This is a genomic window from Streptomyces sp. NPDC020597, from assembly GCF_044335095.1.
In the GTDB taxonomy this organism is placed as follows: domain Bacteria; phylum Actinomycetota; class Actinomycetes; order Streptomycetales; family Streptomycetaceae; genus Streptomyces.
Window position 1 is genome coordinate 332734 of the sequence record NZ_JBIRUL010000005.1, and the last position, 20191, is coordinate 352924.

A 20191-nucleotide genomic window follows, 5' to 3' on the forward strand; every position below is an offset into this window, starting at 1 on the left:
TGATGGCAGGATGGTTGGTATGGACATTCGTCGCAGGAACAACGTCGTCGTCACCGGCAGGCCCGATGGGCCGGTGGTGGTGCTGGCCCATGGATTCGGCTGTGACCAGAACATGTGGCGGCTGACGGTTCCCGCTCTGGCGGAGCACTACCGGGTCGTGCTGTTCGACTACGTCGGCTCGGGCAGGTCGGACCTTTCGGCCTGGGACGAGCAGCGGTACTCGACCCTCGCCGGCTACGCACAGGACGTCGTCGACGTCTGCGAGGAACTCGATCTGCGGGACGCCGCCTTCGTCGGGCACTCGGTCAGCGCGATGGTGGGCGTGCTCGCCGTGCGCGCGGCGCCGGAGCGGATCGGGTCCCTGGTGATGGTGGCCCCGTCGCCCTGCTACATCGACACCGACGGCTACCGCGGCGGATTCAGCGCCGAGGACATGGACGAGCTCCTAGCGTCCCTGGAGTCGAACTACCTGGGCTGGTCGGCGGCCATGGCCCCGGTCATCATGGGCAACCCCGAACGGCCGGAGCTGGGCGAGGAGCTGGCGAACAGCTTCTGCGCCACCGACCCGGACATCGCCCGCGTCTTCGCCCGGACCACGTTCCTGTCGGACTCCCGCGACGACCTCAAGGGCGTGACGGTGCCGACCCTGGTCCTGGAGTGCGTCCAGGACGCCATCGCCCCGCGCGAGGTCGGCGCCTATGTGCACGACCGCATCCCCGGCTCCACCCTGGTGACGCTGCCCGCCACCGGGCACTGCCCGCAGCTGTCCGCCCCGCAGGCCACCAACGCCGCCGTCCTCGACTTCCTGCGCGGCCAGCGGTGATGTGCCCCGCGGGAGAAAGCTCGGAGCCCTACGGGGCGGACGCCCCGTCGACCGACGCCGCGTTCACCGCGCTGCTCGAGGACAGCGCCGAGGAACTGTACGAGTCGGCGCCGTGCGGGTACCTGTCGACGCTGATGGACGGCACCATCGCCAAGATCAACGCCACGCTGCTGGGCTGGCTGGGCCTGGAACGCCGGGCGGTGGTGGGCCGTATGCGGTTCGCCGACCTGCTCACCGTCGGGGGCAGGCTCTACCACGAGACGCACTTCGCGCCGCTGCTCCAGATGAAGGGCGAGGTCAGCGGTATCGCGCTGGAGATCCGCAAGGCCGCCGGCGGACGCCTCCCGGTCCTGGTCTCCTCCGTCGTCAAGCACGGCAGCGAGGGCGAATCGCTGCTGATCCGGACGACGGTCTTCGACGCCTCCCACCGGCGTTCCTACGAAGAGGAGCTGCTGCGCCGCAAGCGGGAGGCGGAACAGGCGCACCGGCAGGCCGAGGCCGACCGGGCCAGGCTCCAGGAGGCCCTCGCCGCGCTGCAGCAGTCGCTGCTGCCCGCGAGCCTGCCGCACGTGCCGGGCGTGGAGACGGCCGTGTACTACCACACGGCGGCGCCGGACCGGCTCGGCGGCGACTTCTACGACCTCTTCGCCCTGGACGGCACACGCTGGGCGTTCTTCCTCGGCGATGTGTGCGGCAAGGGCCCCAAGGCCGCCGCGGTCACCTCGCTGACCCGCTACACCCTGCGCGCGGCGGCCCTGCACGACCCCGACCCCGTCAGCGCGCTCACCACCTTGAACACGGTGCTGCACGAGCGCTACACCGGCGGCGACCCGCGCTACTGCACGGCGATCTTCGGCATCCTCACCCGTGAACCGGACACCGGTCGCGTCACCGTCTCCCTGGCCTCCGGCGGCCATCCGCCCGCCCTCGTCGTCCGCGGCGACGGGAAGACGGAGTTCCTGCCCACTCCCGGAGGACTCCTGGTCGGTGTGCTGCCCCGGGCCGTCTTCACGCCCGCCACCACCACGCTCGGCCCCGGCGACACGCTCCTGCTGTACACCGACGGCCTCACCGAGGCGCGCACCGGACCCGACCGCGCCGACCTGTACGGCGATCACGCCCTGCGCGAGTTCGTCGCCGCGCACGCCGGCGCGTCACCGCAGGGGATCGTCCAGGCCCTGAGCGGCCTGCTGGAAGGCCTCGGCGACGGTGTCGACGACGACACCGCGCTGCTCGCCATCGGCGTCCCCGGCCCCCGTCCGGCACCCCTACCGGCAATGGATCACTCGAGATGAAGACAGTGAAGATCGCCGCTCGCGACGCGGCCACCGGTCCCGTGATCGAGATCGTCGGCGACCTCGACTACGCCACCGCGCACGAGCTGCGCGACTTCGTCGCCCGGACCGCCCTGCATCCCGGTCAGCGCGTGGTCCTCGACCTGGCACGACTGGAGTTCTGCGACTCCAGCGGCATCACCGCCCTGCTCGCGGCCCGCAACCACGCGGCCGCGGCCGGGGCCGACGTCGCCCTGGCCGCCGTCCCCGCCAACACCCTGCGCGTCCTGCGGATCGTCGGACTCGACCAGGTCTTCGCCCTTCACCCCGACGCGCACTCGGCCACCGGCGACCGCCCCGCCGCCCCACCGCCCGGCCAGGGCAGCCCCGCAGCCCCGCAGCCCCGGAATGGGGTGTGAGCGGGCCCGGAGAGGGGACTTGGAGTGCAGGCAGGGTTCAGCGGCGTTCCCATGGGGCTGGCCAGGCCAGGCTTCTTCGGTTCAGACCGCGTGCCGGGGAGGCCGCCCCCGAGGGGTCACGAGAGTCCGCCCTTCTCGCAGACCAGGCGCGCGACCTCGCGGAGCCTGACGTTGTTCTCCTGCCAGTAGCGGCGAGGAGATCCCGCGCCATCGACGCCATCTGCTCCGCGAACCGCCCCCAGTCCACGCCGTCCTCCAGTCCTCACCCTGCCTGAAAGCACCGCATACCCAGCTTTGCACGTGAGCAGTACCACGCGAGCAGCACCACGGGGTGACGGGCCCGCGGGGCGCACCGGGGGAGCAGCACACGCCGTGTCGATCGTGGGGCGGCCGGTCCGTCGTCGGACCGGGTCACGTCGTTCACGACCGGCGCGGGAGGTGTGGTCCAGGGCCCGCCCCCAGGGCGGCCGTCCACACGGCCCGTACGTCCTTCCACTCCTGTGCGCAGCCGTGTGCACGACGCGCGGGGAGCGAACGCGGGCCGACGAGACCGGCGTGCCGTGCCGGAGCCGCCCCGTAGACGTAGCAGAGGTGGTTGACCGCGCGCTGCTCGTCCGTGGAGTGCTCGTCCTCGTGGCCGTCGTCGACGTTCTCGTAGGTGATCGCGGACAACCGCCACGCCTGGGCGGCGGAGATCAGCCGCTCTTCCCCCTCGGGTCCGTCACGGAGCAGCATGAAGGCCGCGAACTGGTCGGCTCGGTCCTCCTCGCGGACGCTCATCGGGAGGCCGAGGACGTCGATCACCGCGTGCGCGCTCTCGTGGAACAGCGTTTCCAGCGTGACGGCGGACAGGACGTCGTCGGACGGCTGCCGCCCGGAGGCCCGGTAGAGGGCGCGGGTTTCGGAGATCTCCTCGTAGCAGATCTCGATGCGCCGAGCGCCGGGGTCATAGGCGGATCCCTCGCCGCCGCAGGACCGGACGACCATCACCACCGGCGGGTCCAGCGTGACGAGAGCGCTGACGCTCGCCGCGGCCGCCTCGGGCAGTTTGCGGGTCCGGAGGAACGCCGCGTCGCCCATGTCCGGAGTCGACGGCTGTTCGTAGCGGACGGTGACGCTCGATTCTGCGTCGCCCGGCGCGTCGGCCGTGTCGGACCGGCACGCCGTGGCGAGGGCGACGAGGCAGAAGCAGAGGCCGAGGCCAAGACGCAGGGGGAGCGGCGGGGCGGCGCGGGCCGGCCTCCCGACGCCCGTCTCTCCTCGCCCCTTCGCGCGGGCACGCCTCGACACCGGCTCCCCCTCCCGGACCCGGTCACCCCTCCCGGCCCCCGGCATTCCTATCAGAGACCCTCGCGCCCGGGCGGGCGACCGCCCCCGTCGCGCGGTGCGCTATTCGGGGATCGGGCCGGTGATCGTGGCGGCCCGGTCGGCGCGGCCGCCGGCGCCCAGCAGGCCCGTCGGGCGCAACGGTTCGGCGGCCTCGAGCCGAGGCAGGGTCCGTCGCGTCGCACGCAGCACGAGGGGAGGGATCGCCGCCCGGCCCACCTGGGCCAGCCGTAGCCACGAGGGGACGTAGACAGCGGTGCGTCGCTGCTCCACGGCACGGACCAGACGGGCGGCGACGACCTCCGCGGGGTGCACACGCCGGGCGGGAAACGGCATGTGGGCCCGCAACTCCCGCAAGGCGGCGTACTGGTCCCCGGCACGGATCATGTCGGTGTCGATCCAGCCGAGGTAGGCGAGGCCCACGGCCACGTCATGATGCGCGACCTCGGCCCGCAGGGAGTGGGCGAAGGCCTCCACCCCGGACTTCGACGCGCAGTACGCGCTCATCAGCGGGGCGGCGCCGAGCGACGCCAGCGAGGCGATCTGCAGGTGGTAGCCGGCGGTGCGCACCAGGTCGGGCAGGAAGGACCGGGCCGTCTGCGCGCTGCCGACGAGGTTGACCTCCACCACGCGGCGCCACGTCGCGGCATCGGAGCGCGCGAAGGGCGCGGCCTCGGCGACGCCGGCGTTCGCCACGACCGCCGACGGCGGGCCCAGGCGCCCGCGGACGGCTTCGGCGGCGTCGTGGAGGGCCTCGGCGTCGGTGACGTCGACCGGCAGGGCCAGCGTGGTCGCCGGCAGCGCGGCGGCCGTCGCCCGCAGCGCCGCCCCGTCGTGGTCGAGCAGGGCCAGCCGCGCCCCCCGTCCGGCGAGCGCGGCCGCGAGCGCCGCTCCCACGCCGCGCGCTGCTCCGGTGATCACGACGGTGCGGTCCTTGAGAGGGCTGTCGTCCACGGAGGGTTCCCTTCTGCTTCTGCGGCCCGGCCGGGCGGGGAGCGACCGGCTTCCCACCCGCGTCGGTCGTCCGCGCCGGGCCCGGCTCATCCCGTACGGTCGTCGCCGTCCGCCGGACGCGCGCTGTGGGCGGGGTGGCCGGCGGTGCGTCGCGCCTCCTTCATCTCGGCCTCGTAGAGGTGGTCGCGGCCTTGGGCCAGCTGGTTCACGGCCTCACGCGCGAGATGCGTGAACGGCTGGTGGTAGGTCGCGTCGTACGCCTCGACGATCTGGAAGGTCCAGTGCCCCGGGATGACGTTGCGGCCCAGGATCTCCGTGCGCACCCTGTCGGCCCACTCGGGGTGGCCGGCCTTGCGCAGCAGGTCGACGGCCTCGTCCAGCTGGAGGTCCGCCGTGCCGGTCAGCTGATGGAAGCTGTAGAGGTGTCCTCGCGCGCGTTCGGTGGTCTCCAGGGCCTTCGACAGTGCCCCGAGTGCTTCCACGGTCTCGTCGCCGACGCCTTCCGGACGCCGGTGGGCGCGGTCGGGGCCGTCCGGCGGAAGGGCGCGCCCGGCGGGACCGTCGCCGTCCCTCGTGATGTCCATGGTGATGTCCGTTCCTCGTGCGAAGGGGGAGGGGGGCCGGGTCCGTCACGGCGCCTGCGGGGACTTCCGGCCGCTGCGGTCCCGGCGGGTGAGGACGCGCTGGGCGCGGGTGAGACCCGGCAGGCGCTGGCGGTGCAGTGCGGCGCGGGCGGCGTTGGCTCCCGGGGCCCCGTGGACGCCGCCGCCCGGGTGCGCGGAGGCCGAGGCGAGATAGAGCCCCTTGACGGGCGTCTCCGGGCGGCCGGTTCCGGGCACGGGGCGGAAGACGAGCTGCTGGTGCATGGCTGCGGTGCCGCCGTTGATGGCGCCTGCGTGCAGGTTGCCGTCCAGGGCCTGGAGCGTGGGCGGGGCCAGGATGCGCCGGGCGCGGATGAGGGAGCGGAACCCGGGAGCGAACCGCTCGACCTGGCGCTCGACCCGGTCGGCCATGATCTCCTGCTCCCGGGGGCTCCAGGCGCCCGTCAGCCCCTCGTCGCCCGCGTCCGACCTGATGACCTGCGGCAGATGTGTGTACGCCCAGGCGGCCTCGGTTCCCCGCGGCGAGCGTGACGCGTCCGCCGTCGTCATCTGGCCGAACAGGGCGAAAGGACGGTCGGGAGCCTGGCCCATGGCGAGCTGGGCCGCGAAGCGGGTGAGCTCGTCCACGCCGTCGGCGAGATGGACCGTGCCGGCCTGCGCGGCGGACGCGGCCCGCCAGGGCACGGGGCCGTCGCACGCCCAGTCCACCTTGAAGGTCGCGAAGTCCCACTCGAAGCGCCTGAGGTCGTCGAGCACCTGGGACGGCAGGTGCTCGGCCTCGACGAGCTCGCCGTACAGCGCCGACGCCGACACGTCCGCGAGAACGGCACGCCGCGCGCCGACCGTCTCGCCCTCGACGGTGCGCACGCCGACGGCTCGCCCGCCCCGCACGATCACGCGGTCCACCCGCTGCCCGCAGCGCAGCACGCCGCCCCGCGACTGCAGCCGGCGTACGAGCGCACCGGTCAGCGCGCCCGCGCCGCCGACCGGCACGGGAAAGCCGAAGCTCTGCCCCAGCATGGACATCAGCCAGCCGAAGCCCCCGCTCCCGGCGGCCTCCGGAGCCAGGTCGGCGTGCAGCGCGTTGCCGGCCAGCAGCAGCCCGCCGCCCTCACCCCGGAACTCCTCGCTCCCCATGCGGCGCACCGGCAGGACCAGCGTGCGGGCCATGCGCAGCCCGCCGGCCCCCTTGAGCCGCGCGGCGAGCCGGGCCGTGGCGCGCAGTGGCGGGAACGGCGTGAACAGGGCGTCCAGAATGTCCGGGGCGAGACGGTCCCACGTGTCGTGCAGACGCCGCCACGCATCGCCGTCGCCGGGATGGAAGGCGTCGAGAGAGTCGGCGGTGGCGTCGAGGTCCCGGGCGAGCACCGCGCACCTGCCGTCGGTGAGGGGATGGGCCAGCACGCGGGGCGCGTGGCTCCAGCGCAGCCCGTGGTCGCCGAGCCGCAGCCGCCTCAGCACGGGTGACGCGGCGGCGAGCGGATAGAACGAGCTGAAGAGGTCGCTGACGAACTCCGGGTCGACTCCCCGGTCATGGCGCACCGCGCCGCCGGGCTCGGGCTGCGCCTCCAGGACCTCCACGCTCCAGCCCTCGTCGGCCAGCAGGTTGGCCGCCACCAGCCCGTTGGGGCCGGCGCCGATCACCACCACATCAGGCATGGCCACCGCCACGTCAGGCATGGCCGCCGCCGACGTCCTGCGCCGCCTCCCTGCGCCCTCGAGAACCGGCCGGCCGTTCGGACCCGCCCTGCTCCTCGCACACCCGGGCGAGCCGGGCCAGCATCGCGCGATGCCGCAGCTGGATGAGTCCTTCGAAGCCCACGTTGTGGAGCCGCCCGCTCGCTCCCTGCAGCGGATGCTCGTCCACGATCACCAGACAGTGCTCGCCCCAGGGGCGCAGCTCGATGGCGATCCGCGCCGATCCCAGCATGCCCGCGTGCGCCTCGAGCTCCAGCTCGGATCCCTCTTCGCAATGCCGCACGACCGTCTCGTTGGTGAGCCGGAGAGGGCCGAGGCGCACCTCGTAACCGATCGCGGAACCGACCTGCGGCCAGTGTCCGCGCACCGGTTCGGAGGACGCCGTTCCCACCACCCACTCCGCATAGCGGCCGCCGTCCGCGAGGACGGCCCACACGGTCTGCGGGCTCACCTTGATCAGACGATGCCGTACCGCCACGCCACACCTCCGAAGCACCGGGACAGGACCCACGCCGAGTGCCCAGCTCGGGGCGCCCCAACCGCCGCCCCGCGCCGGGCGACGTATCCCGCCTGAGGTTTCTGGACCCCGCGGGCGTCGGGCGTCGTGTGTCGGGCGTCGGCCGGAGTCAGAGCAGGCCGAGGTCGCCGAGTTCCTTGTGCAGGGCGGCGCGCGGGCTCTCGGCGGCGTCGCTGCGGCCGGCGTCCGCCGTGTCGTCGGTTCTCGTGCGGCGCGCGGTCCTCGTGCCGCCGCCCCGGGTGCGGTCGCTGCCACGCGTGCGGTCGCGGTCGCGGAACAGCCACGCGCCCAGCAGGCCGCCGACCAGCCCTCCCAGATGCGCGAGCCAGCTCACCCCGGGCGTCCCGGGGACCGCGACGGTGAGCATGTAGGCGAAGGAGGCCGCCATCACGAGGCCGACGAGCGTGTCCAGCAGATGCCGGTCGAAGAGGCCGCGGACGACGACGTAGCCGAAGTAACCGAAGATCAGCCCGCTGGCGCCGACCGTCTCGACGTGTCCGTCCTCGAAGAACCAGACCGCGAGCCCGCTGGTCACCGCCACCAACAGGCTCAGCCCGAGGAAACGCACCACACCCCGGTAGGCGGCGAGGAAGCCGAACACGAACAGCGGGCCGGAGTTGCTCTCGATGTGCGCCCAACTCCAGTGCAGGAAGGGCGCGGTGAGCAGGTGCGGCAGACTGCCGGTCTCGCCGGGCACCAGGCCGTACTCGCGCGCCGTGGCGTAGCCGTCCGTGGAGTTGACGATCTGCGCCAGCCAGACCAGCGCCAGGAACCCGAACATCACGAAGAACGCCTTCCGCGCCTCCGCGATCATCTGCTCCGGACTGCCCGGCGTCGTGCCGGACCGCCGCGCCACCTCGGACTTCCCGCCGCCCATGGGCGCCCCCTCCCGTGATGACGTAGATGATGCCGGTACCCGGCCCGGTACGCCACGCCGGGGACGTTCGCTCCGGGACGGTCCGGACGGCCCGGATCGCCCGGACGGCCCGGCCTTGCGGGGCCGCGCGGCCGCCCTCCGCGGACGTCATCCGCGCGCCCCCGGCCTTCCGGCGGCGTACGGGAAGCACGCTGACGCTCCGGCTCGTTCGCCACGGCGGTATTCGTGGGCCGGCGGGGTAGAGGGACGTCGACCGGCCGCCCGGCGCGGCCGGCGTCCGCCCGGAGAAGGAGTCGAGAATGACCGACGAGGCCTATCTGTTCCTGCTGGACGACGCGACCGCGGCGCTCGGCGTCGCGCCGTCCGCCGTCGGCGATCTCGCGTGCATGGACACACCCGCGGTACAGGCGTGGCTGGACGCGCAGGGGGCCTCGGCGGCCTCCCCGCGCCTGCGCCTGCTGCCTCCGGAGGAGCGGGGCGCCGTCCCGGAGGGCGCGGAACGGCTGCCGGTCCCGCTGAGCGACGAGGAGCTGAGCCGGGTGCGTCACGGTCTGGCGCCTGCGGCGCTCGCTCAGGTGGAGGAGGACCTCCTCGCCTACCGCGACTGCGCCGACGACCGGGACGCTCTGATCGCACGGGCCCTCGCCGCCGGCGTGCCGCCCCACCGCGTCGCGGAACTGACCGGGGTGGACCCCGCGGCGGTGACGGCGGCGGCCCGCTAGGGCGGACCTTCGCCCTTCTCCCTCTCCTGCCGATCAGCGCACCCTGGCTGCCCGCACCGCGCCCGGCAAGCGGCCGTCGGCATGGACTACCGGGTATCGGGCCGCCACGACGAGTCCCTGACGACTCTCCGGCTCGGCCTGGCGAGTTACCCGACGACGCGGCACCGCGCACCTTCCTCGCCCTGGCCCTCCACGGCGCCGGGGAGACGCAGCAGCGCCCGCCGCCGCGGGCGGCCGGCGTCGTTCACGCCACGTCGACGCCCAGGGCCGTGTCCGGTCGGCGGAATCGGCACGGTCCGATGTCCGGGCCGGCCAGGGCCGTCTGTGCCTCGTCGGGGCGGAAGCCCGCTGTCCGCCCTGGTCTCGTGCTCCGCCGTCCGCCGCTCCAGACGGGAGATCACCCGGAGCCGGGACGGGTCAGGCGGCAGTCGGGGCACGACGCGCCTCACCCCCGTCCGGGGTGACTCCCACGGCCGCTTCCGCCGCCTCGCCCCGCCGCGAACAGCGCCGCCCGCGCCGCCGTGCTCCGGCCGCCGCCCCAGTACGGGTGGGCGAGGACGTCGCACTGCAACCGGATGAGTCTGCGCCGCAGGTCGCTGCGCGGCTGGGCGGCGAGCCGGCGGTAGGTGGCGTGCCAGTCCTCCAGTGCCTCGGTGAGATCGGCGGGAATCGGTCGCATGGCTGAATTCAATCATGTGTTCGATTTACGGTGCCAGTCGACGCCCCGGCTCTGCGTCTCCCCGGAGCGGCCGGATCGCGCCGGTCGCGGCGGCCCTACGCTCGTGTCCCATGATCGTGTGGCTCAACGGAACCCATGGCGCCGGCAAGACGACCACCGCCGCCCTCCTTCGGCACCTGCTGCCGGATTCCCGCGTACTGGACGCAGAGAAGGTCGGCGAGACGCTCATGGACATCACGCCGGGGCTGCCCGGCACGGACAACTTCCAGCACTGGCCGCCATGGCGGCCGCTCGTCGTCGAGACCGCCCGCCACGTCCTCGACTACACCGGCGGCACCCTGGTGATGCCCATGACCGTCCTCGTCGAGCGGTACTGGCGCGAGATCAGCGCGGGCCTCGCCCGGCACGCCATCCCGGTACGGCACTTCGTCCTCCACGCGGACCAGGACACCCTGCGCGGACGCATCGAGGGGGACGCCGTTCTCGGCCCCTCCCCGTTCCGTCTCGCGTACCTGGAGCCCTATGCCGAGGCGGCCCGCACATGGCTGCACCGCGAGGCCGAGGTCGTCGACACCGCACACCTCGCCCCCGCCGAGGTCGCGGCGCGCGTCGCGGCCGCCGTGCGGAACTGAGCCGTGGGGATGGAATGGTGGGGGAGACACATCCGCTCCACGGAGGAGAATCCTCGGCATGGCCGTCATTCACCACACCGTCCTGAAGCCGACCAAGCTGGAACTGCTCACTTCCTGGCTGCCCGCCCGGCCGTGGTACGTCGGCGGCGCGGGGCGGCCGGAGCCGGTCAGGGCCGGCGGATTCCGGCTGGACGACCCCGAGGGCGAGGTCGGGATCGAGTTCATGGTCGTCACCGACACCGCCGGCCCGCGACCGGCCGCGTACCTGGTCCCGCTCACCTACCGCGGCGCCCCTCTCGAGGGGGCGGAGCACGCCCTGGTCGGCACGATGGAGCACGGGGTGCTGGGCCGGCGCTGGGTCTACGACGGCTGTCAGGACCCGGTGCTGGTCGCCCAGCTGCTGGCGCTGATCGAGGGCCGGGTGCAGGCGCAGGCGCAGAGCGCCAGTGACACGCCCGACCGCGAGGTCACCCGCTCCTACACCGGCGACGCGCCCCTCACCGCAGACCTGACCGAATCCCTCACCGCACCCGTCGGCGCCACCGACGACCGGGACGGCACCCGACTGCACGCGCCGCACGGCACGACGCTCCGCGTGCAGCGGGTGCTCACCCCCGTCCCGGACGACGCGCCCCTCCTCCCGCCCGGTGCGACGGGCCACGTCGCCGGCCCCTGGCTCACGCCCGCCGGCGCCCGGGAGCAGGGCCTGTTCGCCGTCCTGCTCCCCGATCCTCACGGCTGACGGACGCCACGGCGGCCGGGCCCCCGAAGGCGGCGCCCGGCAGGACGCCGCTCACCTCTCGTGGGATCCGATGCTCGCCGCGTGATCGGCGACGTAGGTGCGCAGATCGCGCGGCGGGCGCTGGTATCCGGTCGAGGCGGGCCGCTCGGGGAGCTCCAGCACGGGCGGCGGCACCTCGCGGTACGGCACGGTCGACAGCAGGTGGGCGATCATGTTCAGCCGCGCGCGGCGCTTGTCGTCGCTCTCGACGACATACCAGGGCGCCTCGGTGATGTCGGTGTGCACCATCATTTCGTCCTTGGCCCGGGAGTACGCCTCCCAGTGGGTGATGGACTCCAGGTCCATCGGCGAGAGCTTCCACCGCCGCAGCGGGTCCTCCAGCCGGCGCCGGAAGCGCTCCTGCTGCTCGGTGTCGCTCACCGAGAACCAGTACTTGCGCAGCAGTACGCCGTCTTCGGCCAGCATGCGTTCGAAGATCGGGCACTGGCGGAGGAAGAGCTGGTGCTCCTCCTTCGTGCAGAAGCCCATCACGTGCTCCACGCCGGCGCGGTTGTACCAGGACCGGTCGAACAGCACGATCTCCCCGGCCGCCGGCAGGTGCTCGACGTAACGCTGAAAGTACCACTGGGTGCGTTCGCGCTCGGTGGGCTTCGGGAGTGCGGCGATGCGCGCCACGCGCGGGTTGAGGTGCTCGGCGACCCGCTTGATCGTGCCGCCCTTGCCCGCCGCGTCCCGCCCCTCGAAGACGATCACCAACCGGGTCCCGGAGGCCCGCACCCACTCCTGTAGCTTCACCAACTCCGTCTGCAGCCGCAGCAGTTCCTTCTCGTACGCCTTGCGCGGCAGTGCCGCCGTCTTCTTGCCGGACATGCCGCCTCCACCGCCCGTGACCCCAACGCCGACATCCCCGGGGCTCCCCCGGGCCGCGATCGAACACCAGGACGCCACCGTACTGACCGCCGGGGCGCCGCGCACCCGGGACGCGCCCGGCCGGACGCAGCGGCCGGCCGCCCGTCACGCGCCGACCGGCGCCCGTTCGTCGAGGAGCCCCGCCTCGCGCAGGTCGGACCAGAGCCCGTCGGGGATGCGGACGCCGAACGCCGCGGCGTCGAGGCGTACTTCCTCCGGCGAGCGCATGCCGAGGACGACGCCCGCGACCGCCGGGTGCCGCAGGGGAAACGCCATCGCCGCCTGGGGAAGCCGCACGCCGTGCGCCTCGCAGACGTCGGCGAGCGCGCGCGCCCGGCGCAGGACATCCGGCGGGGCGGGCGCGTAGTCGAAGTTCGCTCCTTCCTCCGGCCGCGGTGTGGCGAGCAGCCCGGAGTTGAAGACCGATGCGGCGAGGACGGACACCCCGCGCACGGTGCACGCCGGCAGCAGGTCGTCCAGAGCGCTGTGATCGAGGAGCGTGTACCGCCCGGAGAGCATCACGACGTCGGCGTCGGTCTCCCGCACCAGCTCGGTGAGCATCCCGGGGTCGTACATGCCCGCGCCGACGGCCCCGACCACGCCCTCGGAGCGCAGTTCGGCCAGTGCGGGGAAGCCTTCGCGCAGCGCTGTGCCGAAGTGCTCCTCGGCGTCGTGGAGGAGGAGCACGTCGACGCGGTCGACCCCCATGCGGGTGAGGGAGTCCTCCACGCCGCGCAGCACGCCGTCCCGGGAGAAGTCCCACACCCGGCGGTGCGTCGCGGGCACGTGGAACCGCTCGTCGCTGCGGCCCCGGGGGTCCTGCGGGACGAGGAGCCGTCCCACCTTGGTGGACAGGGTGAACGCGTCGCGTGGCATCCCGCGGAGGAAGTCACCGGTGCGGCGCTCGGACTGGCCGAGGCCGTAGTGCGGGGACGTGTCGAAGTAGCGGACGCCGCAGTCCCAGGCGGCGCTCAGCGTCGCGGCCGCGGTCTCGTCGTCGAGCGGGGCGAAGAGCCCGCCCAGCGGGCCGCCGCCGAAGCCCAGCTCCGTGACCTGCACCGTGCTGCGTCCGAGCCGGTTGGTCCTCATGTCCCGCGTCCCTCTTCGTGCGTGTCCCGGCGTGACGGGTGCGCACCCGACTCCGGCGGTCGGTCCCGGGGCGACCGACTCCGGCGGTCGTCGGTCCTGCGGTGACCGCCGTGCGCGACCGCCGGACTCCGGAACGCGGCGGCGGTCAGCGGGCGATGCGGTGCCTTCGTCCCCCGCGGCGGAACCGGACGACGGCATAGGCGAGATCGGCGAGAAGCACGACGGCGCCGATGACGAGCAGGTAGAACAACCCGTGGACCGCGAACCCGATGATGCCCAGGACGAGGGCCAAGAGGATCAGGAACAGGAACAGGCTCATCGTTTCTCCCCACGGCGGGCTTCGGCCTCCCGCCTCTCAGCGGCGGGCGAGACGGCGTTCGCCGCCCGCGCCCGGCAGGTAGTCCAGTTCGTAGTGGGCGAAGACCTTCGGCTCGTCCGGGGCGAGCAGCTCGCCGTCCACGTCGATCGACGGGGCCTTCTTCACCGCGTTCTTGCCGTACGCCACTTTCAGGTGCCCGGGGCCGACCGTCGCCCCGGCGAGCGGGACGAACACCAGGCGGCGACGGGTGGGCAGGCCGACGGTCACCGTGGCGAAACTGGGCAGGTCAGTCCCGGTGTCGACATAGACCGACTCCAGGACGCCGATGCGGTGCCCGTCGGGATCGACCACGTCGTGACCGCGCCAGTCCCGGATGTCGCTGGGTTCGAACATGAGCAACCTCCGCAGGTGCGGGTACCCGGCTTCGCGTCGTGGATGTCACCGCCGGGCGGCGATGGGGGAAGGACGACGGGCGTATCGGCGCGGCGGGCCCCGCCCGGTCACTGGGGACGCGCCATCAGTATCGCGACGTCGTCCTCGGCGGCCTGCGGGAGCATCTGTCCGAGGACGTCGTCACAGAGCGCCGGGAGGGGCCGTCCGGGCCGCCGCAGCGCCCGGGCGAGCCGGTCGAGCCCCTGGTCGAGGTCGCGGTCCCGGGCTTCGATGAGACCGTCGGTGTACAGGACGAGCAGGCTGCCGGACGGGAGCGGGACCTCCTCCGCCTCGAACCGCTGCCCACCCGCGCCCAGCGGGGTGCCCGGCGAACCGTCGAGGAACGCGACCGCGCCGTCGTCCGCCACCACGGCCGGCGGGGGGTGACCCGCCCGGGCGACGAGGCAACCGCCGACGCGGGGATCGTGGACGGCGTAGACGCAGGTCGCCAGCTGGTCGTCGCCCATGTCGGCCACGACGGCGTCCAGCGACCGGAGCATGCGGGCCGGGTCGACGTCGTGCCGGGCGAGCGTGCGCACGGCCGTGCGGAGCTGGCCCATCACCGCCGCCGCATGGATGCCGTGCCCCATGACGTCGCCGATGACGAGCCCCGTCCGGCCGTCGGGCAGCGCGATGACGTCGTACCAGTCGCCGCCGACGTCGTGCTCGCTCGCCGGCCTGTACCGTCCCGTGAGTTCGAGGCCGGGGACGACGGGCAGCGCGCTGTTGGTCAGGCTGCGCTGCAGGGTCAGGGCCGTCGCCCGCTGCCGGGTGTACATGAGCGCGTTGTCGATGTTGAGGGCGGCGCGCGCCGCGAGCTCGTCGATGAGCACGCAGTCCTGGTCGTCGAAGGGCTCGCGGCTGCGCAGCCGCGTCACCACGATCGCCCCGAGGACCTTGCCCCGGGCGACGAGCGGGATCAGCCGCGCGGACCCCAGGCCCATGAGGTAGGCGCGCAGCTCGTCGGCGCGGGGGTCGGTGACCAGCGCGGGAACGTCGGGCCGGTACAGGTTGGTGGGTCGGCCGTCGGCGATGACGCGTTCGTAGAGGGAGCCGGCCGCGAGCCGTGAGGTCATGCCCGGACGGAGCTTCGCGGTCGGGGCGGCGGGATCGGGGAAGCGGGCCGCCATCCGGCGGACCACGCCGCGGGTGACGGCGGTGGACTCGTCGGGCGCCAGCACCTCTTCGAGGAGCTGCACGTCGGCGGAGTCGGCGAGCTGGGGCACCAGCATCTGCACGATCTCCTCGGAGGTCTGCCGCAGGTCCAGGGTGGTGCCGATGCGTGCGCCGACCTCCGCCAGCAGCGCGAAGCGCTGGCGGGCGCGTTCGGCGTCGCGTTCCGCCTGCTGGCTCGCGGTGATGTCGATGAGGGAGGCGATCACGCCCAGGGTGCGGCCGCCGCCGTCGAGCAGCGGGGCGTAGGAGCACGACCAGGTGTGTTCGCGGTCGGGATCGGCGGGGGTCCGCCCGGTGCGGCGTACGTCGACGACGGCCGTGCCCCGCTCCAGCACCTCCCGCATCGTCGCCTCCAGCGCCACGGCGTTGACGCCGGGCACGACCTCGGTCAGCCGCCTGCCGAGGTGCTCGGCGGCGGAGGCGCCGTTCATCCGGGCGAGGGCGTCGTTGACCCGGAGGAAACGCAGGTCGGCGCCGAGGGTGGCCAGGCCGATGGGCGACTGGCTGAAGAGGCTCTCCAGGGCCGCGAGGGAGTCGCGCATGCGCAGAACCTGGGAGGTCTCCACGGCGATCAGCAGGGCGCCGGGCCGGCCCCGCGCGTCGGCGGCGGGGACGATCCACATCTCCATGGTGACCTGGTGGCCGTCGCGATGGCGCACGGACAGCGTGCCGACCACGGTCTCCCCGCCCTGGACGCGATGGGTGAGGTGGTCGGCCAGCTCACGGTTGCCCTCGGGCACCAGAAGGGCCGACGCGGGCCGGTCGAGGACGTCCTGCGGCCGGTATCCGAGCAGGTCCTGGGCGGCCAGCGACCACTCCACGACGCGGCCGTCCGCGTCCTCCCGCCACAGCGCGATCGGAAGCAGCTCCCGCAGCACGCCCGCGTACCCGACAGCTCCCTGGGGCTGCTCGGGCGCCGCGCCCGCCCGGTGAGGGGCTTCCACCGCGGTACCTCCCCATCGGCATGGATCATATGAAAACACCATATCCGGAACATTCGGGAAGCAGTGGTGCCGGAGTTCGCCCGCCACCGCTCGCGACCGCTCGCGACCGGCCCCCTGTGAGGGCGCTCCTTCCCCTGGTGCCCGCTCCCCGTCGCTTCCCGTCGCGCGGACGGGCCGGGGCGATCGGGGGCGATCCGGGGCGATCCGGGTCCACGGGCGGGTCAGACGGCGTACGCGTGGGTCTGCGTCGCCTTCACCGCCGCCCACACCTCGGCGCCCGGGTGCAGATCGAGTTCGGCGGCGGCGGCCGCGGTCAGGTCCGCGGCGAGCGGCAGCTCCCCGGTGAGGGCGGCGCGGATCTGGTCGCCGTGCGTCTCCAGGCTCGCGACCTCGCAGCGCCAGAGGTTGCGGGCGCTGGTGCCTGCGGGGCGTGCACGGTGCAGGGTGACCGCCCCCGGCGGGAACGCCACGAAGACCGGTCCGGTCAGCGCTTCCGTCGTGGTGATCCGGGGACCGTCGTCGAGGCGGACGACGTGCCCGTCGGCCTCGCCCCGGAAGAGGTTCAGTCCCACCAGCCGGGCGATGTAGTCCGTACGGGGATGGCGGGCGATGTGGGACGGAAGGCCCTCCTGGACGACACGGCCGTCCTCGACGACGACCAGGCGGTCGGCGAGCACCATGGCGTCCAGCGGATCGTGGGTGACCAGGACGGCGACCGCCTCGAACTCGGCGAGGTGGCGGCGCAGTCGGGTGCGCACCTCGAGACGGGTGCGCGCGTCCAGCGCGGCCAGCGGCTCGTCCAGGAGCAGCAGCCGGGGGCGGACGGCCAGCGCCCGGGCCAGCGCGACCCGCTGGGCCTGCCCGCCGGACAGCCTGCGCGGCTTGACGCCGGCGTGGTCGGCGAGCCCCAGGCGGTCGAGCCATTCGGCCGCCCGCGCCCGCGCCTGCGCCCTGGTGGCGCCCTGGCAGCGCGGTCCGAAGGCCACGTTGTCCAGCGCGGTGAGGTGCGGGAAGAGCAGATAGTCCTGGAAGACGACGCCGACCGGGCGGGACTCGGGGGGTGTGCGCTCCAGCGCCTCGCCGTCCAGCCGCAGCCGTCCGCCGCTGAGCGGGGTGAGGCCGGCGAGGGCGCGCAGGGCGGTGGTCTTCCCTGCGCCGTTCGGGCCGAGCAGGGCGACGACCTCGCCGGGTGCGACCCTCAGCTCGACGTCGAGCCGGAAGGCGCCGCGCTCGACGACGAGACGGGCGTCGAGGCCCTGTCCGGGGCCTTGCCCACCGCCTCGGGCGCGCATCTCGCGGGCCGCGTCGTGGATCTCGGTCACCGTGCCCCCGTCCAGCGGTCGCGCAGGCTCGCGAGGACCGCGACGGACACGGCCAGCAGCACCAGGCTGAGGGCGATGGCGGCCTCCGGGTCGCTCTGCAGGGCCAGATAAACGGCCAGCGGCATGGTCTGGGTACGGCCGGGGAAGTTGCCCGCGAACGTGATCGTGGCGCCGAACTCACCGAGCGCCCGCGCCCAGGCCAGGACCGCGCCGGCCGCGACGCCCGGTGCGATCAGCGGAAGCGTCACCCGGCGGAAGGCGGTGAAGCGGGAGGCGCCGAGTGTCGCGGCGGCCTCCTCGTACCGCGGATCGGCGGCGCGCAGGGTGCCCTCCACGCTGATGACGAGGAAGGGCAGGGCGACGAACGCCTCGGCGACCACCACGCCCGCCGTGGTGAAGGGAAGGGTGATCCCGAACCAGGCGTCGAGCCACCTGCCCACGACGCCGTTGCGGCCGAGCGCCATCAGCAGCGCCACACCGCCGACGACCGGCGGCAGGACGAGCGGCAGGGTGACGAGCGCGCGCAGGAGGCCGCGGCCGGGGAACTCGACCCGGGCCAGCAGCCAGGCCAGCGGTACGCCGACGACCAGGCTCACCGCGGTGGCCGCCGTGGCGCACACCAGCGACAGCCGGAGCGCCTGCCACACCTCGGCGCCGGTCAGCAGCGCGGGAAGGCTGCGCCACGGAGCCCGCACGAGGAGCGCGATGAGCGGCAGGACCAGGAAGGCCACGCCGATCAGGGCGGGCGCCAGCAACGGCAGCGGTGCACCCCGGCCGGCGGCCGCCCGGGGCCGCCGTGGACGAGGCCGGTCGCCGAGGGCGAGGGCCGGGGCGTCACGCTCGCCGTCCGGCGATGTCACGGCGTGAGGAACCCGGCTCCGGTGAGGACCTTCTGGCCCTCGGCGGACCGCACCAGCGCGATGAACGCCTCGGCGGCACCGGCGTTCCCGGCGTCCTTGAGCCGGACGATCGGATAGTCGTTGACGGCGTTCGCGGACTCCGCGAACTGCACGCCCTGCACCTTGTCACCGGCCGCGTGCACGTCCGTCTTGTAGACGACGGCGGCGTCGGCCTCCTTCAGCTCGACCTTGGTCAGGGCCGCCTTGACGTCCTGCTCGTAGGAGACGGGGGTGAGTTTCAGCCCGGCGGCGGCGAGGGCCTTCTGCGCGGCCGCGCCGCACGGGACCTCCTTGTCGCACAGCACGACCTTCAGGCCCGGTCCGGTGAGGTCCTCGAGCGAGGCGATCTTGTCGGGATTGCCGGGCAGCGTGGCGATCTCCAACTGGTTGCGGACGAACACCGCGGGCGTGCCGGAGGCGTCCCCGGCGTCGGTCACGATCTTCATCGTCTTGGGACTGGCCGAGGCGAACACGTCCGCCGGGGCGCCGCCGGTGATGCTCGCGGCGAGGGAGTCGCTGCCGCCGAAACTGAACGTGACCTTGGCGCCCGGGTGCTCCTTCTCGAACTGCCGGCCGAGCGTCGTGAAGCTCTCCTTGAGCGAGGCGGCGGCGAACACCGTCACCGCGCCGGACACCCGGCCCGACGAACCGGAGGGGCCCGAAGCGGAGCCGGACGCGGTGGAGTCCGCCTTCGTCGGGGAGGAGTCGTCCGACGACGAGCAGGCGCTCAGTGCCAGCAGCGCCGCAGCCCCGGCGCCGGCCGCGCTCAGGGTGCGGCGGGTCCGCCGGGTGCGGCGGTTCTGGGGCTCGATACGGGTCGTCACGAAGTGCACTTCCTCTGCTCGGGCTGGGTGGCGGTCCAGGCGCCGAAGAGCATTCTGCCGCAGATGCGAGGAGAAAGTCGCCTGTCGGTTCGCATGAGCAGCCGATGCGGTCGATGCCCTTGGCATGTGCGTTCGCACGGATGACCGCTGGCGATATCGTCGAAGTGACGATATCGTGCGGGTGTCACCGCGCCGGCCGCCCTCCGGAAGGACCACCATGCCCACCGCACTCCGCCCTCCCGCCCGGTCCGAAGGCAGCGGAGGCGCCACGACGATCCGGCTGCTCCCGCAGGATCCCGAGTGGCTGTGGGACTTCTACATGACGCACGACCTGCTGCTCGCGCCGTATCACGCCGCCTGGGCGGCCCGCAGGCACGGCGTGGGCGAGGACGTCGCGCCCGCCTGGCCGCCCGGGCTGGAGAACCTGACCGGGTTCGACGCACCGGCCTGCCTCGACGCCTGGGCCCGCGTCCACCGCGCGCTCCCGCCGGTTCTGCGCGACCGCGTCCTCCTGCACGACGAGCGCGCGGATCCCCTGCGCCGCAGCACGTTGCGCGGCCCCGACGGCAGAGCGCTCGTGCCGCTCCACCCCGTCACCGTCGCCGAGGACGACCTGCGGGCCCTCGGACGCGTACGGCGTGCGATACGCGCCGGCGCCAGGGCGATGCCCTCGCTGGTGGTGGCCGGACACGCCGACGGGTCGGCGGACGTCCGCTCGGTCGCCTCACCGGGCGACTACCAGGGCACGGTGGACCGGACCGTCGCGGTCCTCTCCCTCGCCCCAGGCGACGACACCGACGTGCTCGCCCAGGCCCTCGCGCCGGGTGCGGCGACCTCTCGCACCGACCTGTCCGAGGAGCAGTACGAGGCCTACCGGCGCTTCGCCGACCGGCTCGCCGCCGCGGCCACGACCGGCTGGTCGGGCGGCGAACGGGCCCTGTTCAGAGAGCGGTACTGACCGCCGTCCGGCAGCATGCCCGATCTTCGAGGCGGGCCCGTGCCCCGCACGGTG

At 73.8% G+C, this 20191-nt stretch carries 22 protein-coding genes; 7 read left to right on the plus strand and 15 right to left on the minus strand.

Annotated features, from left to right (window positions below; genetic code table 11):
- The first annotated feature begins 19 nt into the window (after window positions 1-19).
- From ACH4ZA_RS12265 to ACH4ZA_RS12275, 3 genes are read left to right on the plus strand one after another with little or no spacing between them, the layout of a single operon-like run.
- Window positions 20-823, plus strand: coding sequence for an alpha/beta fold hydrolase (locus ACH4ZA_RS12265; protein WP_398429209.1), 804 nt, complete (start codon window positions 20-22; stop codon window positions 821-823).
- On the plus strand, window positions 823-2118 hold the full coding sequence (locus tag ACH4ZA_RS12270) for a PP2C family protein-serine/threonine phosphatase (protein ID WP_398429210.1): 1296 nt from the start codon (window positions 823-825) through the stop codon (window positions 2116-2118). The genes ACH4ZA_RS12265 and ACH4ZA_RS12270 overlap by 1 nt, the downstream gene beginning before the upstream one ends.
- Window positions 2115-2516 (plus strand): STAS domain-containing protein, encoded by a 402-nt coding sequence (locus ACH4ZA_RS12275; RefSeq protein ID WP_398429211.1) that lies wholly within the window; start codon window positions 2115-2117, stop codon window positions 2514-2516. Before ACH4ZA_RS12270 ends, ACH4ZA_RS12275 begins: the two co-directional genes overlap by 4 nt.
- A gap of 420 nt (window positions 2517-2936) precedes the next feature.
- Here ACH4ZA_RS12275 and ACH4ZA_RS12280 read toward each other — a convergent pair whose 3' ends face one another.
- The 6 genes from ACH4ZA_RS12280 to ACH4ZA_RS12305 form a co-directional block, all read right to left on the minus strand.
- Window positions 2937-3806, minus strand: coding sequence for a DUF4344 domain-containing metallopeptidase (locus ACH4ZA_RS12280; protein WP_398429212.1), 870 nt, complete (start codon window positions 3804-3806; stop codon window positions 2937-2939).
- Window positions 3807-3905: 99 nt separating this feature from the next.
- Entirely contained in the window at window positions 3906-4796 is an 891-nt protein-coding gene (locus ACH4ZA_RS12285; RefSeq protein WP_398429214.1) for a short-chain dehydrogenase/reductase, read from the minus strand.
- An 86-nt stretch (window positions 4797-4882) separates the two neighbouring features.
- Window positions 4883-5380: a hypothetical protein gene (locus ACH4ZA_RS12290; protein ID WP_398429215.1), complete on the minus strand. Its 498-nt coding sequence runs from the start codon at window positions 5378-5380 to the stop codon at window positions 4883-4885.
- Between the two features lie 45 nt (window positions 5381-5425).
- Window positions 5426-7057 (minus strand): phytoene desaturase family protein, encoded by a 1632-nt coding sequence (locus ACH4ZA_RS12295; RefSeq protein ID WP_398429299.1) that lies wholly within the window; start codon window positions 7055-7057, stop codon window positions 5426-5428.
- A 13-nt stretch (window positions 7058-7070) separates the two neighbouring features.
- The gene (locus tag ACH4ZA_RS12300; protein WP_398429216.1) at window positions 7071-7574 is read right to left on the minus strand and encodes an SRPBCC family protein; all 504 of its coding nucleotides are present in this window, start codon (window positions 7572-7574) and stop codon (window positions 7071-7073) included.
- Between the two features lie 148 nt (window positions 7575-7722).
- Complete coding sequence (locus ACH4ZA_RS12305; RefSeq protein ID WP_398429217.1) at window positions 7723-8490, minus strand: rhomboid family intramembrane serine protease; 768 nt, start codon at window positions 8488-8490, stop codon at window positions 7723-7725.
- 299 nt (window positions 8491-8789) lie between these two features.
- On the opposite strand from ACH4ZA_RS12305, the gene ACH4ZA_RS12310 reads away from it, so the two are divergent.
- Window positions 8790-9212, plus strand: a complete 423-nt coding sequence (locus tag ACH4ZA_RS12310) for a DUF6003 family protein (RefSeq protein WP_398429218.1) — start codon at window positions 8790-8792, stop codon at window positions 9210-9212.
- A 445-nt stretch (window positions 9213-9657) separates the two neighbouring features.
- Here the strand turns inward: ACH4ZA_RS12310 and ACH4ZA_RS12315 are convergent, their stop codons facing one another.
- Entirely contained in the window at window positions 9658-9891 is a 234-nt protein-coding gene (locus ACH4ZA_RS12315) for a hypothetical protein (RefSeq protein WP_398429219.1), read from the minus strand.
- A 110-nt stretch (window positions 9892-10001) separates the two neighbouring features.
- Between ACH4ZA_RS12315 and ACH4ZA_RS12320 the strand changes: the two genes are divergently transcribed.
- Both ACH4ZA_RS12320 and ACH4ZA_RS12325 read left to right on the plus strand, forming a co-directional pair.
- Complete coding sequence (locus ACH4ZA_RS12320) at window positions 10002-10523, plus strand: AAA family ATPase (RefSeq protein WP_398429221.1); 522 nt, start codon at window positions 10002-10004, stop codon at window positions 10521-10523.
- 58 nt (window positions 10524-10581) lie between these two features.
- Window positions 10582-11265, plus strand: coding sequence for a 1,4-alpha-glucan branching protein (locus tag ACH4ZA_RS12325; protein ID WP_398429223.1), 684 nt, complete (start codon window positions 10582-10584; stop codon window positions 11263-11265).
- A gap of 51 nt (window positions 11266-11316) precedes the next feature.
- Here ACH4ZA_RS12325 and ppk2 read toward each other — a convergent pair whose 3' ends face one another.
- From ppk2 to modA, 8 genes are all read right to left on the minus strand, one after another.
- Complete coding sequence (ppk2, locus tag ACH4ZA_RS12330; protein ID WP_398429225.1) at window positions 11317-12135, minus strand: polyphosphate kinase 2; 819 nt, start codon at window positions 12133-12135, stop codon at window positions 11317-11319.
- Between the two features lie 144 nt (window positions 12136-12279).
- A complete protein-coding gene (locus ACH4ZA_RS12335; RefSeq protein WP_398429226.1) occupies window positions 12280-13263 on the minus strand; it encodes an aldo/keto reductase in 984 nt (327 codons plus the stop codon).
- Window positions 13264-13408: 145 nt separating this feature from the next.
- Window positions 13409-13582 carry a hypothetical protein gene (locus tag ACH4ZA_RS12340; protein WP_398429228.1) on the minus strand — a complete coding sequence of 58 codons (174 nt, stop codon included), beginning with the start codon at window positions 13580-13582 and terminating at the stop codon, window positions 13409-13411.
- Window positions 13583-13618: 36 nt separating this feature from the next.
- On the minus strand, window positions 13619-13975 hold the full coding sequence (locus tag ACH4ZA_RS12345; RefSeq protein ID WP_398429229.1) for a PRC-barrel domain-containing protein: 357 nt from the start codon (window positions 13973-13975) through the stop codon (window positions 13619-13621).
- Between the two features lie 107 nt (window positions 13976-14082).
- The gene (locus tag ACH4ZA_RS12350) at window positions 14083-16068 is read right to left on the minus strand and encodes a SpoIIE family protein phosphatase (RefSeq protein WP_398429300.1); all 1986 of its coding nucleotides are present in this window, start codon (window positions 16066-16068) and stop codon (window positions 14083-14085) included.
- 287 nt (window positions 16069-16355) lie between these two features.
- A complete protein-coding gene (locus ACH4ZA_RS12355; RefSeq protein WP_398429301.1) occupies window positions 16356-17426 on the minus strand; it encodes an ABC transporter ATP-binding protein in 1071 nt (356 codons plus the stop codon).
- A gap of 26 nt (window positions 17427-17452) precedes the next feature.
- Entirely contained in the window at window positions 17453-18316 is an 864-nt protein-coding gene (modB, locus tag ACH4ZA_RS12360; RefSeq protein ID WP_398429231.1) for a molybdate ABC transporter permease subunit, read from the minus strand.
- Entirely contained in the window at window positions 18313-19179 is an 867-nt protein-coding gene (gene modA / locus ACH4ZA_RS12365; protein ID WP_398429232.1) for a molybdate ABC transporter substrate-binding protein, read from the minus strand. The genes modB and modA overlap by 4 nt, the downstream gene beginning before the upstream one ends.
- Before the next feature lie 217 nt (window positions 19180-19396).
- Here modA and ACH4ZA_RS12370 point away from each other — a divergent pair, with 217 nt between their 5' ends.
- Window positions 19397-20137 carry a hypothetical protein gene (locus ACH4ZA_RS12370; protein ID WP_398429233.1) on the plus strand — a complete coding sequence of 247 codons (741 nt, stop codon included), beginning with the start codon at window positions 19397-19399 and terminating at the stop codon, window positions 20135-20137.
- Window positions 20138-20191 lie beyond the last annotated feature (54 nt).

Excerpts from the sequence above, each read along its gene's own strand:
- ACH4ZA_RS12265 (WP_398429209.1), top strand. The coding sequence starts at position 20 with ATGGACATTCGTCGCAGGAACAACGTCGTCGTCACCGGCAGGCCCGAT.
- ACH4ZA_RS12340 (WP_398429228.1), bottom strand. The coding sequence starts at position 13,582 with ATGAGCCTGTTCCTGTTCCTGATCCTCTTGGCCCTCGTCCTGGGCATC.
- ACH4ZA_RS12275 (WP_398429211.1), top strand. The coding sequence starts at position 2,115 with ATGAAGACAGTGAAGATCGCCGCTCGCGACGCGGCCACCGGTCCCGTG.
- ACH4ZA_RS12335 (WP_398429226.1), bottom strand. The coding sequence starts at position 13,263 with ATGAGGACCAACCGGCTCGGACGCAGCACGGTGCAGGTCACGGAGCTG.
- ACH4ZA_RS12305 (WP_398429217.1), bottom strand. The coding sequence starts at position 8,490 with ATGGGCGGCGGGAAGTCCGAGGTGGCGCGGCGGTCCGGCACGACGCCG.
- ACH4ZA_RS12370 (WP_398429233.1), top strand. The coding sequence starts at position 19,397 with ATGCCCACCGCACTCCGCCCTCCCGCCCGGTCCGAAGGCAGCGGAGGC.
- ACH4ZA_RS12315 (WP_398429219.1), bottom strand. The coding sequence starts at position 9,891 with ATGCGACCGATTCCCGCCGATCTCACCGAGGCACTGGAGGACTGGCAC.
- ACH4ZA_RS12310 (WP_398429218.1), top strand. The coding sequence starts at position 8,790 with ATGACCGACGAGGCCTATCTGTTCCTGCTGGACGACGCGACCGCGGCG.
- ppk2 (WP_398429225.1), bottom strand. The coding sequence starts at position 12,135 with ATGTCCGGCAAGAAGACGGCGGCACTGCCGCGCAAGGCGTACGAGAAG.
- ACH4ZA_RS12295 (WP_398429299.1), bottom strand. The coding sequence starts at position 7,057 with ATGCCTGATGTGGTGGTGATCGGCGCCGGCCCCAACGGGCTGGTGGCG.
- ACH4ZA_RS12345 (WP_398429229.1), bottom strand. The coding sequence starts at position 13,975 with ATGTTCGAACCCAGCGACATCCGGGACTGGCGCGGTCACGACGTGGTC.
- ACH4ZA_RS12320 (WP_398429221.1), top strand. The coding sequence starts at position 10,002 with ATGATCGTGTGGCTCAACGGAACCCATGGCGCCGGCAAGACGACCACC.
- ACH4ZA_RS12355 (WP_398429301.1), bottom strand. The coding sequence starts at position 17,426 with ATGCGCGCCCGAGGCGGTGGGCAAGGCCCCGGACAGGGCCTCGACGCC.
- ACH4ZA_RS12325 (WP_398429223.1), top strand. The coding sequence starts at position 10,582 with ATGGCCGTCATTCACCACACCGTCCTGAAGCCGACCAAGCTGGAACTG.
- ACH4ZA_RS12270 (WP_398429210.1), top strand. The coding sequence starts at position 823 with ATGTGCCCCGCGGGAGAAAGCTCGGAGCCCTACGGGGCGGACGCCCCG.
- ACH4ZA_RS12290 (WP_398429215.1), bottom strand. The coding sequence starts at position 5,380 with ATGGACATCACGAGGGACGGCGACGGTCCCGCCGGGCGCGCCCTTCCG.